The organism is Pedococcus sp. NPDC057267, from assembly GCF_042668795.1.
Taxonomy (GTDB): Bacteria; Actinomycetota; Actinomycetes; order Actinomycetales; family Dermatophilaceae; genus Pedococcus.
The window spans coordinates 1-14,360 of sequence record NZ_JBHUYG010000105.1 but is presented as its reverse complement, the minus strand read 5'-3'; the positions used below and the strand labels follow the sequence as shown (position 1 = coordinate 14,360).

At 72.1% G+C, this 14,360-nt stretch carries 8 protein-coding genes, 1 rRNA gene and 1 pseudogene; 2 read left to right on the top strand and 8 right to left on the bottom strand.

Annotated elements, in window-relative coordinates; translation table 11 throughout:
* The first annotated feature begins 129 nt into the window (after positions 1–129).
* Together ACFUC1_RS17720 and ACFUC1_RS17715 are read left to right on the top strand one after the other, a co-directional pair.
* The gene (locus ACFUC1_RS17720; protein WP_379122158.1) at positions 130–987 is read left to right on the top strand and encodes a patatin-like phospholipase family protein; all 858 of its coding nucleotides are present in this window, start codon (positions 130–132) and stop codon (positions 985–987) included.
* Positions 984–2,018, top strand: a complete 1,035-nt coding sequence (locus ACFUC1_RS17715) for a 1-acyl-sn-glycerol-3-phosphate acyltransferase (protein WP_379122156.1) — start codon at positions 984–986, stop codon at positions 2,016–2,018. Before ACFUC1_RS17720 ends, ACFUC1_RS17715 begins: the two co-directional genes overlap by 4 nt.
* Before the next feature lie 110 nt (positions 2,019–2,128).
* Here ACFUC1_RS17715 and ACFUC1_RS17710 read toward each other — a convergent pair whose 3' ends face one another.
* The 8 genes and pseudogenes from ACFUC1_RS17710 to rrf all read right to left on the bottom strand — a co-directional run.
* A complete protein-coding gene (locus ACFUC1_RS17710; protein WP_379122154.1) occupies positions 2,129–2,971 on the bottom strand; it encodes an SDR family NAD(P)-dependent oxidoreductase in 843 nt (280 codons plus the stop codon).
* Between the two features lie 122 nt (positions 2,972–3,093).
* Entirely contained in the window at positions 3,094–4,077 is a 984-nt protein-coding gene (locus ACFUC1_RS17705) for a sensor histidine kinase (RefSeq protein ID WP_379122152.1), read from the bottom strand.
* Positions 4,078–4,331: 254 nt separating this feature from the next.
* Positions 4,332–5,636 (bottom strand): annotated as a pseudogene (locus tag ACFUC1_RS17700) (MASE1 domain-containing protein); the annotation flags it as partial.
* A 146-nt stretch (positions 5,637–5,782) separates the two neighbouring features.
* Positions 5,783–5,926, bottom strand: coding sequence for a hypothetical protein (locus ACFUC1_RS17695; protein WP_379122151.1), 144 nt, complete (start codon positions 5,924–5,926; stop codon positions 5,783–5,785).
* Between the two features lie 215 nt (positions 5,927–6,141).
* A complete protein-coding gene (locus tag ACFUC1_RS17690) occupies positions 6,142–8,265 on the bottom strand; it encodes a SpoIIE family protein phosphatase (protein WP_379122149.1) in 2,124 nt (707 codons plus the stop codon).
* Between the two features lie 81 nt (positions 8,266–8,346).
* On the bottom strand, positions 8,347–10,497 hold the full coding sequence (locus ACFUC1_RS17685; protein ID WP_379122147.1) for a S9 family peptidase: 2,151 nt from the start codon (positions 10,495–10,497) through the stop codon (positions 8,347–8,349).
* A gap of 37 nt (positions 10,498–10,534) precedes the next feature.
* A complete protein-coding gene (gene dnaE, locus ACFUC1_RS17680; RefSeq protein WP_379122145.1) occupies positions 10,535–14,122 on the bottom strand; it encodes a DNA polymerase III subunit alpha in 3,588 nt (1,195 codons plus the stop codon).
* Positions 14,123–14,275: 153 nt separating this feature from the next.
* Positions 14,276–14,360 (bottom strand): 5S ribosomal RNA (rrf, locus tag ACFUC1_RS17675); the annotation flags it as partial.

The following is a 14,360-nucleotide window of genomic DNA, read 5'->3' as shown; positions in this document are numbered from 1 at the left end:
TGCCGGAACCCTCCGGCAGGGGCTCGGTCGTACCCCGGCCCACCTGGGCCTGACGCCCCGGCGCCGGCTCCGACTGCCGGAAAGGCGCGCCGGTCAGCGGGTTCCGGCCATGCGGCATACGCTGCGCGCATGGACCACGCGCGCGGACCGGTGGCGCTGGTGCTCGGTGGTGGTGGGATCCTCGGCGCGAGCGAGGTGGGGATGCTGCGCGCCCTGCTGGAGGCGGGGGTCGTCCCGGACCTCGTGGTGGGTACCAGCGTCGGCGCCATCAACGGCGCCCTCGTCGCGGCGGACCCGACGCGCGCTGCGGTGGACCGGCTCACCCACCTGTGGACGGAGGCGACGCGCGCGGGGGTGTTCACGGAGTCGTGGTGGCGTCGGGCGGCGCGAGTGGCGCGGCTCGGGACCCACCTGCATTCCGGGGACGCACTGCGGGACCTGCTGGCGGAGCACCTGCCCGACTGCGGGATCGAGGAGCTGCCGGTGCACTTCGAGTGCGTCGCGGCGCGGATCGAGACGGCATCGGCCCACTGGTTCGACTCCGGCCCACTGGTGGATGCGGTGCTGGCGTCGTGCGCGGTCCCCGGCCTGCTGCCCGCGGTGACGATCGACGGCGGCCACTACCTCGACGGCGGCCTCGTGCACTCCATCCCCATCGCCCGCGCGCTGTCCCTCGGCGCCCGGGAGGTCTACGTGCTGCAGGTGGGTCGGATCGAGCACCCGCTCGAGGCACCACGCCGGGCCTGGGAGGTGGGCGTGGTCGCGTTCGAGATCGCGAGGCGCCACCGCTTCAACGAGGAGCTCGCGTCGGTCCCCGCGTCCGTCGCGGTGCACGTGCTCCCGACCGGCGTGGACTCCTCGCCGTCGTTCTCGCTGCGATACCGCGGCTCGGACATGGTGCGCGAGCGCATCGAGGGAGCGTATGCCGCGGCGCGCGACTACCTGGGCGCGCGCCTTCCCGAACCCAACGCCGGAGGCCGGTCGTGACCCTGCGTGTGCCCCCGGTGGCGCTGCGCCGGGTGGCCAACCCGTTGTGGCTGCCCGGGGCCGTCCTGCTCACCGTCCCCCTGCTCTTGGGGCTGGTCGTCGGGGGGCTCGCGGCCCTCACGCCCGGGCAGCGCCGGCTGCTGCGCCTGTCGGCCCTGGCGCTGACCTACGTCTGGGTCGACGTGTCCATCCTCGTGGCGTGCTGGTGGCTGTGGCTCTGCTCGCCCCTCCCCCGCCGCGACCTCGACACCTGGCGGCAGCGGCACGCCACCGTTCTCGGCTGGGCCCTGCGCTGCCTGCTCGCCCGGAGCGAGTCGACGGTGGGCTTCCACCTCGAGCTGGAGAACCCCGCCGCGACGCAGGACCGCGGACGACCGCTCGTCGTCCTGGCACGGCACGCCGGACCCGGCGACTCCTTCGCCCTCGTCCACCTGCTCCTCGAACAGCTGGGGCGTCGTCCCAAGGTGGTCCTCAAGGAGGTCCTCCAGCTCGACCCGGGACTCGACGTCCTGCTCAACCGGCTCGACTGCTACTTCCTGCCCTCGCGCTCCGGTGCCGGCGAGGACCGCACGGAGGCTGTGCGCCGCCTGGCGCAGTCGCTCACTGCGCGGGAGGCGCTGCTCATCTTCCCCGAAGGCGGCAACTGGACCCCGAGACGGCACCGTCGGGCCGTCCGACGGCTGTTCCGCCGGGGCGAGTCGCGACGGGCACGGCGCGCGGCCGAGCACCCCGCCGTGCTGCCACCGCGCCCCGGCGGCGCGGTGGCCTGCCTCACCGCGCGCGACGACACCGATGTCGTCGTCGTCGCCCATGCGGGCCTCGACACGCTGGTCAACCCGGGGCAGATGTGGCGGGCGATCCCCGTCCACGACCGGCCGATGCGGGTGAGCTGGTGGGTGACCGACGCCGACCGCGTGCCACGCACGCAGGAGGCCGCCCAGGTCTGGGTCGAGAACATGTGGGCGCGGGTCGACACGTGGGTGCGGCACGCCCGGGCCGTCGCGACGGCCCCGGCCGCACCCACCGCCTGAGGGGGACGCCCCCGCCTCTCCGGTGCGGCGCCACGCGCTGGGGCGGCTCGCGGTCCCGTCGCCCTTGACCGGCCCACGGGGAGGTCCCGCCGCAGGTCGGCCGGGGAGCCTCAGGCGATCCAGGTCGAGGTCGTCCCGACCACGCGGGCGCCGTCGAGGTCCGCGAGCGACAGGCCGACGAACTGCTCCGCCTGGGCGGACGTCTGCCACCGGAACCTCGGCTGGTCGGTCGTCGCCGCCTCGACGATCACCTCGGCCGCCTGCTGCGACGTCTGGGCGTTGTCGAAGGCGCCCGCGGTGCGCCGCAGGTAGGCCGCGAGCAGCCCGGCATACGGGTCGTCGTCGGAGGCGCCGGCGTCGGCCCGGTGCACGTTGGCCGTGAACTCGCTCGCCACCGCGCCCGGCTCCACGACGCTGACGACGACGCCGAAGGAGGCGGCCACGGGTGCGAGCGACTGCATGAGCCCCTCCACGGCGAACTTGGCCCCGCAGTAGGCGTCCGCGAACGGCTGCCCCACCGCTCCCCCGACGCTCGTCACCGTGACCACGCGCCCACGCCCTGCCGCGCGCATCCCCGGCAGCACGAGGCGCGTCAGGCGCGCGACGCCGAGGTAGTTCACGTCGAGCTGGTCCTGGAGCTGCTCGTCGGTGAGCTGCTCCAGGGTGGCCACCGCACCCCGCCCGGCGTTGTTGACCAGGACGTCGATGCCGCCGTGGTCCGCGACCACTGCCGCCACCGCTGCGTCGGCCTGGTGTGGGTCGGTGACGTCGAGGGCTCGCACGTCCAGCTCGACCCCGGCCTCCGCGGCGGCCCGGCGCAGCTCGGCGTCCTTGGCCGTGTCCCGCATCGTCGCGACCACGGTCAGGCCGGCCCGCGCGAGGCCGACGGCGGTGTGCAACCCCATCCCGCTGGAGGTGCCGGTGACGAGGGCGACGTCCGCTCGACGGGTCATGCCGGAATCGTAGACCTGCGCTCGGGGGGCGGGTTCGTCGACGCGGGTCGCCGGCGCGCTCGTCGACGCGGGTCGCCGGCGCGCTCGTCGACGCGGCTCGCCGCCGGGCGAGGTGGACGCCGTCAGCCGGCGTGCCCGGTGGGCCGTGCCAGGGGCAGCCGGACCGTGAACGTCGAGCCGTCGCCCTCCTTCGACTGCACAGCGACCGTGCCACCGAGGCCGTCGACGACGGCCTTGACGATGGACAGGCCGAGCCCGGCCCCCGGCACGGCGCGGTCGGTCGCGGCGGTGGAGCGGTAGAACCGGCGGAACACCTGCCCGTGGTCCCCTCGGGGGATGCCGATCCCGTTGTCGCGGACGGTGATCCGCGCCGTAGGGGCGACCTCCTCGGGAGGTGACCCGCTGCCCGGGACCTCGACGTCGACCTGTGCCTCCACCGACAGCACGAGCTCGACTCGCCCGCCGTCGGGGGTGAACTTGACGGCATTCGAGAGCAGGTTGGCGACCACCCGCTCGAGGCCGGCGGGGTCGCCCTCGACGACGACGGGTCCCTCGGGGAGGTCGAGCCGCAGGTCCAGGTCACGGTGCTGCGCCTGTACGACGGCCGCCTCCCACACGCCCTCCACGACGGGCACGAGGTCGCAGGGCACGCGAGCGAGGTCAAGCTGCCCGGCCTCGATGCGCGAGTTGACGAGCAGGTCCTCGATGAGGGCCAGCAGCCTGCGGCCGTTGCGGTCGATCCTCGAGACGACCTCCCGCTGCCGGGGCGACAGCGGCCCCGCCCCGCCGTCCTCGAGCAGCTCGGTGTAACCCAGGACGCTCGCCAGGGGGGTCCGCAGCTCGTGGCTCACCGCGGAGAGGAAGTCGGTCTTGGTGCGGTCGAGCGCGGTCAGCTCCTCCACCGCCTCCCGCTCCCGGGCGAGCGCCTGCGCGGTGGCCAGGTCCGCCTCGCGCCGCTGCGTGACGTCCTCCGCCACGGTGAGGAAACCGGTGACCTGGCCCGAGGGGTCGACGATCCGGCTCGTGGTGTGGTCCACGACGATGCGCCGTCCGTCACTCGTGAGCCAGGTCCAGTCGCGGTTGCGGCTCTCACCCGTGCGCAGCACCTCGTGCACGATGACCTCGGGGCCGGGCTCGATGCCCTGCTCCCGCGCGGCCTGCGCCACCTCACCCGGGTCGTGCAGCTCGACCCAGTTGAGCGTGCCGACCACGCCTCCGCGGCACGACCGAGCAGGTTCGTCGCACCCGCGTTGAACAGGGTGACGAGACCGTCCCGGTCGGTGCCGATGATTGCCGTGGCGGCAGCCGAGTCGAGCACGGTCTCGATGAACAGCCGCGACGCGAGCTCCTCGGTGACGTCGGTACCGGTGCGGACCTCGTGCGTGCGCCTGCCGTCCTCGTCGGTCAGGAAGCCCCGCGACCAGACCATCCGGCGCACCCCGAGGCCCTCGACGTCCCAGTCCTGCTCGCGTGGGGCTGCCTCGGCGCCGTCGGCGCCGGGGAGCGCGGCACCCCCCGCGAGGTCGGTCGGGAACACCTCCTCGACCGGGACCCCCACCACATCGGCCTCGGGGCGCCCCAGGTACCGCGCGGCCATCGAGTTCACCCGCTCGACGCGTCCGTCGGGGCCGACGACGACGATCGAGCTCGTCACGCTGTCGAGGACCACGGACGCGAACTGCGCCTCCCTGCGCAGGGCCGCCACGGCCGACCTGCGCTGCACGGTGGAGACGGCCAGGGCAAGGGTCGTGACGGCGGCGGTCACGAGGAACGCCTGGGTCAGCGCCCCCACCGTCTCCGGCTCGTAGCCGCTCTGGCGGGCCGCCGTCGCGAACGGCCCGTCCCCCCGGTTGGTGAGGACGATGACGACCACGCTCACGACCAGCAGCTGGGCCGCCACGGTTCGCAGGTGCAGCCGGGTGGCCCCCCACACCAGCACGGGCAGTGGGAGGAACGACAGCGGCACTGCGCCGGTCGTGCCGAAGATCGCGAGCGTGACCAGGAGCAGGACCAGCCACTGCAGCACGTCCTCGAGGTGGGGGCGTTGGGTGTGCCGCGAGCGAACGACGACCCCGAGCGGCGCGATGACCAGCACCGCGGCCGCGTGCGAGGCCGCCACGGCGTATGCCGTCGGCAGGAACGTCCCTGCCAGGGTCAGCTCGACGGCCGCGCCCGCCAGGAGACCGAAGGTGGCAGCACCCGCCACGGTGGCGAGCAGCAGCCGGCCCAGGTCATCGAGGGACCCGAGCCTCGGTCGCCGGCCACCGCCCGCCATGACCGCCCAGAACACCGCGGACTCGGCTGCGTTGGCGACACCGAAGCAGACTGCCGCGAGGGGTGGGCGTCCGCCGTACCAGTTGGCCAGCGTGGTGGCGACGAACACGCCCAGGACCACCAGCCCGGCGCGACGGCTGTCGGGTCCGGTGGCGAGCAGGAAGGCAGCCGCGAGACCGGCCGCCGGCCACCAGACAGCCACCGACGACCCGGCGGGGGCGAAGCGCACGGCGACGCTCCCGAGCGCCACGATTCCGACCAGCACCAGCAACAGGGCCGCCAGCCAGCGCGCGCGCACGGGAGCCCGGCCCCCGGGCGACGCGGGGCGACGCAGCACGCCCGTCCGCGACGGGTGCGCCCCGCGCGCGAGGTCCGGGCGCCTCGGTGGCATGCCCCATCCTTGCGCACGTTCGGGCCAGACGCGCGCAAACCGACCGAACCGGACCCTCAACGAACGACAACGGCCCCCCGCATGACGCGTCAGGGGCCAGCGGTCCATCCGTCCTCAGCGGCGCCTGGACTCAGCGGCGCCTGGACTCAGCGGCGGCTGGTCTCGCTGCGCACCGGGCGGCCAGCGGACCGGCTGTCGGCCACCTGGCCGCCGACACCGTCACGTCGGTCCAGCTCGGAGAGGTCCTCCTCCATGACCGGCGCGATGCGGTCGAGGATGCGCTGCCACATGGTGCCCGGACCGTCCTCTCGTAGGGGTCGACGTCGTTCGCCTCGTACGTCCCCTACGGTCCCGCAGGAGGCGTTCGCCCGCACGTCGGGACCTGCCGGGTCCTCCGTTGGTCCGCCGCTGCCGACCGTTCGGGGGACCTGTCCCCTGCCCGTGCGGAGGTGCCCGGCCGGGCGGTCGCGCGCGCCGCTGCCCCTGCTCACCTGCCCTCGCCACCTCATGCCAGGCGCACCGTCGTCGGCATGCTGGCGGACTCGACCGTCACCTCGAACCACACGGTGGTCCCCGCCGACGTGCGGTGCGCGCCGAAGGCGTCGCTGATGGCGCGCACGAGGGACAGCCCCCGCCCGCGCACCGCCATCGGGTCCCCGCCGGTCAGGAGCGGCTCGCCTCGGTTGCCGCTGTCCGCGACGGTGACCGTGAGCAGACCCGGCTCCATGTCCATGCTCAGGTGCGACTCCGTGCCCGCGTGCAGCACCGAGTTGGTGATCAGCTCGGAGATCCCCGTGACGACGGTGTGCTGGTCGCCCTCGCTGACACCCCACGAACTGAGGTTGTCCCGCGCCCAGTCGCGCGCAGCGCGCACCGACTCGGGCAGCGGTGGCACGACGACGGACGCCCGTCGGTGCCCTGCCGGCGAGCGCCCGACCGCGAGGACGGCGCAGTCGTCCTCCTGGCCGGACGTCTCGATCATGGCGTCGATGACGTGCTGTGCCACGCTGCGCGGGCTGCCCGGCGGGACCTCCCCGAGGACGGCGAGCAGACGGCTCTCCCCCGCGTCGAGCGCCTCACCGCGGCGCTCGATGAGACCGTCGGTGAAGCCCAGGAGGATGTCGCCGACGTCGAGCCGCAGGCGGTGGACGGGCCGGTCGCCCTCGATCCCCAGCGGTGGCCCCACCGGCATCGACAACAGCCGGGCCCGGGGCAGCCCGTCGGCGCGGGACAGCCGTCCCGACAGCAGGGCGGGCAGGGGGTGTCCCGCACTCGCGAGCACCACGTCACCGGACGACGGGTCGATGGTGCCGAAGAGCATCGTCACGAACAGCTCGCCCCCGAACGACAGCCCGGGTCGGGCTCCGCTCGAGCCCAGGGGCAGCGAGGCGGGCCACAACGCGTTGAGGTCCGTGACGACGCGGTCCAGGGCCTGCATCACGGCGGCGGGGCGCGAGTCGGTGAGCGCGGCACCACGGATCGCGGCGCGCACCTGGCCCATCACGGTCGCGGCCATCACCCCGCGCCCGGCCACGTCGCCTATGACGAGGGCCAGGCGGCCGTCGGGGAGGAAGAACGAGTCGTAGAAGTCGCCGCCGGCCACCGTGCCCTCGGACACGGGCTCGTACCGGGCGGCGATGCTCACCTCGTCCGGCTGCGGCAGGTTGGGGGGCAGGAGGGTCCGCTGGAGCAGCTCCGCGGTGGTCCGCTCCATGTCGTACACCACTGCCCGGCGCAGGGCCTCGCCGACGAGCTCGCGGAACGGCGACACCACGGCGAGCACGTCCTGCGGGACCCCGGACGACTCGCGGCTCAGGGTGAGCACGGCCTCGATGTCCCCGCCCGGCAGGGTGATGGCGACGTGCTCGCCCTGCTCGCTGACGTACGTGCCGCCCTCCTGGGCCGTCCGCTGCACGAGCTCGAGGACGTCCTCCCCGACCTCGGACCAGATCAGCGGGAGCCGCTCCTCGTCCGGCGACAGGTTCTCGATGCGGTGCCGTCGCGCCATTCGCCAGCCCGTGGGACCCGGGGACGGCAGGCACACCGTCGCAGAGAGCGCGTCGAACGCGGCCATGCTCTGGCGCAGGACCACCTTGCACACGTCGTCGACCGTGACGGCCACGGCGAGCGAGGTGGCGAGCCGAGCGACTGCCCTGGCACGGCCGATGGCCGACGTGGTCTCGATCGCCACGTGCAGGACCGCGAGCACCGACCCGTCCTCGTCGTGCACGGGCGAACCGGCGCGCATGAAGTAGCCCGTCCCCGGTTCGTCGGACCGCCACGGCAGGTCGAGCTGGGCGCCGTCCTGCCGGAAGGACGACCCGTCCCGGAGCACACCCTCGAACTCGGGCCCCACGAGCAGGTCGCCCCACACCTCGGGGGCGACGTCGGCCGCGGGCTGGCCGAACGCGGACGGGTGGCGGTCACCGAGCAGCTCGCCGAACGCGTCGTTGTAGAGCAGGGAGAACGACGGACCGCACAGCAGGGCCATCGGCACCGGGCAGCTCACGACGAGGTCCCAGGCGGCGGCGAGTCGTGTGGGCCACTCCTCGCGGGCGCCCAGCGGGGTCCGGTCCCGGTCCAGCCGGGTCACCAGGCTCCGCACGGCGAACGCCGATCCCTCACTCACGAACAGTCCCATCCACGATCACGTCGACGTCCATCCGGCACCGCAACCCCAGCGTAGGACCCCGCACGTGAAACGCACGGCTTACGCTGGATTTTGCGCCGGCGCGTCCACCACGCGGTCACGCGCCCCGGCCTGGTCGGCGAGGAACGCCCACTCCCACGCCACCTGGCGCCAGCTGTCGTACCGGCCGCTCTTGCCCCCGTGCCCCGCCGTCATCTCGGTGCGCAGCAGCACGGGCCGTTCCACGGGGTCGCTGGTGGTCTCCTCCCGCAGCCGGGCGACCCACTTCGCCGGCTCGGTGAAGTACACCCGGGTGTCGTTCAGGGACGTGGTCGCCAGCACCGCCGGGTACGCCGCGCGCCGCACGTTCTCGTACGGGGAGTAGGACTTCATGTACGCGTACACCTCGGGGTCGTGCAGCGGGTTGCCCCACTCCTCCCACTCCACGACCGTCAGGGGCAGGGTCGGGTCGAGGATCGTGGTGAGGGCATCGACGAACGGCACCGCCGCGTGCACGGCCCGGAACAGCTCGGGCGCCAGGTTGACAGCCGCACCGATGAGCAGGCCACCGGCCGAACCACCTTCTGCGACAAGGCGGTCGGGTGCGACCCAGCCCGTCTCGACGAGGTGCCGCGCGCAGGCCACGAAGTCGGTGAAGGTGTTCTTCTTGGACCCGAGCTTGCCCTCGTCGTACCACGCGCGCCCCATCTCGCCGCCGCCACGGACGTGCGCGATGGCGTAGACGAAACCCCGCTCGAGCAGGGACAGCCGGGCCACGGAGAAGTACGGGTCCGAGGACAGCTCGTAGGAGCCGTATGCCGTGACCAGCCCCGGGTGCGACCCGTCCGGGACGGCGCCGGCGCGGTGCACGACGGAGATGGGCACGCGGGTGCCGTCGGGGGCAACGGCCCACTCACGCCGCTGCTCGTAGGCCGACGGGTCGTAGCCGCCGAGGACCGGTTGCCGCTTGAGCAGGGTCAGCTCGCGGGTCCGGACGTCGTAGTCGTAGACCGTCTTGGGCGTGACGAGCGACTCGAAGCCCACCTGCAGCGTCCGGGTCGCGGGCTCGGGGTTGTCGCCCAGCCACACGTGGTGGACGGGCTCGTCGAGCTCGATGTCGTGCCAAGTGCCGAAGCCGGTCTCGCTGGACGGGTCGCGGTCGAGCACCCGCAGGGCGGTCAGCCCGTTGCGTCGCAGCGACAGCACCGCCACGTCGTCGAACGCCTCGACGCCCTGGAACCGCTCGCCCTCGCCTGAGCGCATCAGCGGCTGCCACTGGTCGGCGGAGGTCGCGTCGAGCGGGGCCCACGCCAGGTCGGAGTCGATCGAGTGGGCGTTGTGGACGATGAGCAGCCGGTCGGCGGCGGGCTCCACGTCGTACTCCACGCCTTCCTGGCGCGGCGCCACCACGCGGAACTCCCCGAGCGGGTCTGCCGCGTCGAGCAGGTGCACCTCGGAGGTGGTCTTCGACCCCAGGCCGATCATCAGCCAGCGGTCGTCGCGGGAGGACCCCAGTCCCATCCAGAAGCGCTCGTCGTCCTCCTGCAGGACCAGGACGTCCTGCGCGGTGGGCGTGCCCACCTCGTGGCGCCAGACCTGGTGCGGCCGCCACTGCTCGTCGACGCGCAGGTAGAACACGAACCTCCCGTCGAGGGAGAAGACCACGCCGTACCCGATGCCGGACACGGCGTCGTCGAGCACCTCGCCGGTCTGCAGGTCCTTGATGCGCAGGGCGAACCGCTCGTCGCCCTCGGTGTCGACGGCATACGCCAGCCGCCGGTGGTCGGGGCTCACGGTGAGCGCACCCAGCGAGAAGAAGTCGTGGCCCTTGGCCTCGGCGTTGCCGTCGAGCAGCACCTGCTCCCCCGGCACCGGCTCCTGGGCGTCGAGCGACGGACGCGGCTGCCCGTCGACCCGGGGTGAGCGGCACTCCACGGAGTACTGCGACCCCTCGAAGCTGCGCGTGTAGTACCACCACGGCCCGCTCGCGACCGGCACCGACAGGTCGGTCTCCTGGGTGCGCGAGCGGATCTCCTCGAAGATGGCCTCGCGCAGCGGCTCGAGCGAGGCGGTCATCGCCTCGGCGTAGGCGTTCTCGGCCTCGAGGTGCGCGCGCACCTGCGCGTCGTCCTTGTCGCTCAGCCAGGCGTAGGGGTCGACGACGACGTCGCCGTGGTGCTCTCGGGTGCTCTCCCGGCGCGGGGCGCGGGGTGCCTCGGGGGTGCTGCTCACGGGGCCACCCTAGGAGATCACCGCGCCGGGAGTCGGCTCACCCGGCGAGGCAGCGTGGCCCCAGGATCACCTTGAGGTCGCCGAAGAGGGCGTCGGTGGCGTTGACCCGGTAGGTGTCCTCGAGCCGCATCAGCACCGACCGCCCTGGCTGGCTCAGCCGGACGTGCACCTCGGTCGAGCCGGGGTGCGAGGACAGGACCGCCTTGAGCTCCTCGACCTTGGTCTGGGTGGCCCTGTTGGTGTCGATGGTCACGACCACCGGCCCGCGTGGGCCCTCGGAGATGTCGGGCAGCGTGAGGTCGGAGGCGTAGATCGACGGGGTGTCGTCGCGCCGGTTGACCCGCCCCTTGACCACGACCACCGCGTCGTGGACCAGGGCGTGCCGCACCGTCTCGTACGCGGACGGGAAGAACAGGCACTCGATCGCACCCTCGAGGTCCTCGACGGTGACGATGGCCCAGAGGTCACCCTTCTTGGTCCGCTTGACCGACAGACCGGTGATGAGGCCGGCGATGGTGACCGTCGCCCCCTCGGGCTTGCCGTCCTCGCCCGTCAGGCTGGCGATCGAGGTGTCGGCGTGCGAGGACAGCACGTGCTCGATGCCGAACAGGGGGTGGTCGGAGACGTAGAGTCCGAGCATCTCGCGCTCGAACCCGAGCAGCGTCTTCTTGTCCCACTCCACGCCGGGGATGGGCGGCAGCACCGAGAAGTCGACCGAGGTGCCCGAGTCGTCGTCGCCGAAGCCGCCGAACAGGCTGTCCTGCCCGATCGCCTCCTGGCGCTTGATGTCGACGAAGTTGTCGACGTACGCCTCGTGCACCCGCAGCAGCCCCTGCCGGGTCTCGGCGAGCCCGTCGAACGCCCCGGCCTTGATGAGCGACTCGATGGTCCGCTTGTTGCAGACCACGGCCGGGCACTTGGACAGGAAGTCCTTGAACGAGGTGAACCGGCCCTTCTCCTCGCGCGCCTGCACGATCGCCTCGACGACGTTGTGCCCGACGTTCCGGATGGCCTGAAGGCCGAAGCGGATGTCGGTGCCGACGGCCGCGAACCGTGCGACGGAGTCGTTGACGTCGGGCGGGAGCACCTTGATGCCCATGCGCCGGCACTCGCCGAGGTAGAGGGCGGACTTGTCCTTGTCGTCGCCGACGCTGGTGAGCAGCGCGGCCATGTACTCGGCCGGGTAGTTCGCCTTGAGGTACGCGGTCCAGTACGACACCAGCCCGTATGCCGCGGTGTGCGCCTTGTTGAACGCGTAGTCCGAGAACGGGACCAGGACGCCCCACAGGGCCGCGATGGAGGCCTCGTTGAACCCGTTGGCCTTCATGCCCTCGGAGAAGGGGACGTACTCGGCGTCGAGCACCTCCTTCTTCTTCTTGCCCATGGCGCGGCGGAGCAGGTCGGCGTTGCCGAGGGTGTAGCCCGCGAGCTTCTGGGCGATCTCCATGACCTGCTCCTGGTAGATGACCAGGCCGTAGGTGGTGCGCAGGATGGGGTCGAGGGCGTCGATCATCTCCTGCTGGAGCTTGCCCTCGAGCTGGGGGTCGAGGGGTGTCAGCGCCTGCTTGCCGTTCTTGCGCAGTGCGAAGTTCGTGTGGGCGTTCACCCCCATGGGGCCGGGGCGGTAGAGCGCGAGGGCCGCGGAGATGTCCTCGAAGTTGTCCGGCTGCATCAGCTTGAGCAGCGTGCGCATGCCGCCGCCGTCGAGCTGGAAGACGCCGAGGGTGTCGCCGCGCTGGAGCAGCTGGTAGGTGGCCTTGTCGGTCATGTCCTTGGACAGGGCGTCGAGGTCGATGTCCTCGCCGCGGTTGGCCTTCACGTTCTCGATCGCGTCGTCGAGGATGGTGAGGTTGCGCAGCCCGAGGAAGTCCATCTTGACCAGGCCGAGCGACTCGCAGCTCGGGTAGTCGAACTGGGTGATGACCTGGCCGTCCTGCAGGCGGCGCATGATCGGGATGACGTCGATCAGCGGCTCGCTGGACATGATGACGCCGGCGGCGTGGACGCCCCACTGGCGCTTCAGCCCCTCGAGCCCCTTAGCGGTGTCGACGACCTCCTGCAGGTGCGGTTCGGAGTCGACGAGGGCGCGGAACTCGACGCCCTCCCCGTAGCGCTTGTGCTCCTTGTTGTAGATCTCCGAGAGCGGGACGCCCTTGCCCATCACGTCCGGCGGCATCGCCTTGGTGAGCTGCTCCCCCACCGAGAACGGGTGCCCCATGACCCGGGCGGCGTCCTTGACGGCCTGCTTGGCCTTGATGGTGCCGTACGTGACGATCTGGGCGACGCGCTCGGCGCCGTACTTCTCGGTCACATACTTGATGACCTCGCCGCGCCGGCGCTCGTCGAAGTCGACGTCGAAGTCGGGCATCGACATGCGCTCGGGGTTGAGGAACCGCTCGAAGATCAGGCCGTGCGGGATCGGGTCGAGGTCGGTGATCCGCATGGCGTACGCGCACATGGACCCGGCACCGGACCCACGGCCCGGACCGACGCGGATGCCGTTGCGCTTGGCCCAGTTGATGAAGTCGGCGACGACGAGGAAGTAGCCGGCATACCCCTTGGAGACGATGACCTCGGTCTCGAAGGCCGCCTGCTTCGTGGCGTACTCGGGGACGCCGCCGGGGAAGCGCTCGCGCAGGCCGGACTCGACCTCCTTGACGAACCAGCTCTCCTCGTTCTCCCCGGGCGGGCAGGGGAAACGGGGCATGAACCGCCCCTCGCCCTCGGTGAAGGAGATGTCGCACATCTCGGCGATGAGCAGCGTGTTGTCGCAGGCCTCAGGCAGCTCGCGCCAGGTGTGACGCATCTCGGCCGGGCTCTTGAGGTAGAAGTCGTCGGCGTCGAACTTGAACCGGTTCGGGTCCATGAGGGTCGAGCCCGACTGCACGCACAGCAGGGCCGAGTGCGCCTTGGCGTCCTCGGGGCTGGTGTAGTGCAGGTCGTTGGTCGCCACCAGGGGCAGGTCGAGCTCACGGGCCAGGCGCAGCAGGTCCTTCTGCACACGGCGCTCGATGTCGAGCCCGTGGTCCATGAGTTCGCAGAAGTAGAACTCCTTGCCGATGATGTCGCGCATGTCGCTCGCGGCCTGGAGTGCCTCGCGGTACTGCCCGAGCCGCAGCCGGGTCTGGATCTCACCCGAGGGGCAGCCGGTGGTGCCGATGAGGCCGCCGGAGTACTGGCTGAGCAGCTCGCGGTCGACGCGCGGCCACTTGGCGTAGACCTGGTCCAGGCTCGCCACGGAGTCCATCCGGAACAGGTTGTGCAGCCCGTTGTTGTTGCGCGCCAACAGGATCATGTGGGTGTACGCGCCGGAGCCGGACACGTCGTCGCCGGCCTGGTGCTCCTCGCCCCAGCGCACGCGCGTCTTGTCGGTGCGGTGGGTCCCGGGGGTCACGTACGCCTCGACGCCGATGATCGGCTTCACGCCGGTCCCCTGCGCCTTCTTCCAGAACTCGTAGGCGCCGAAAACGTACCCGTGGTCGGTGGTCGCCAGCGCCGGCATCCCCATCTCGGCGGCGCGGTTGAACAGGTCCCCGATGCGGGCGGCACCGTCGAGCATCGAGTACTCGGTGTGCACGTGCAGGTGGACGAACGAGTCGGTGCTGGAGGCGTTCTGCGGGGACATCGGGACGATCCTAAGCCAGGGCGGTGACGGTCCTCGGCGTGTCGTCGGACGTGTCGTGGGCGGGTCTCCGCCACCGGGTCGCCGGCGTCGCCGGGACCGGCCGCGGACATGCAAAAGGGCCACCCGTGTTGGGTGGCCCTTTCGACAAAGTATGTTCGGCTGCGTCCTACTCTCCCACACCGTCACCAGTGCAGTACCATCGGCGCTGAAGGGCTTAGCTTCCGGGTTCGGAATGGGA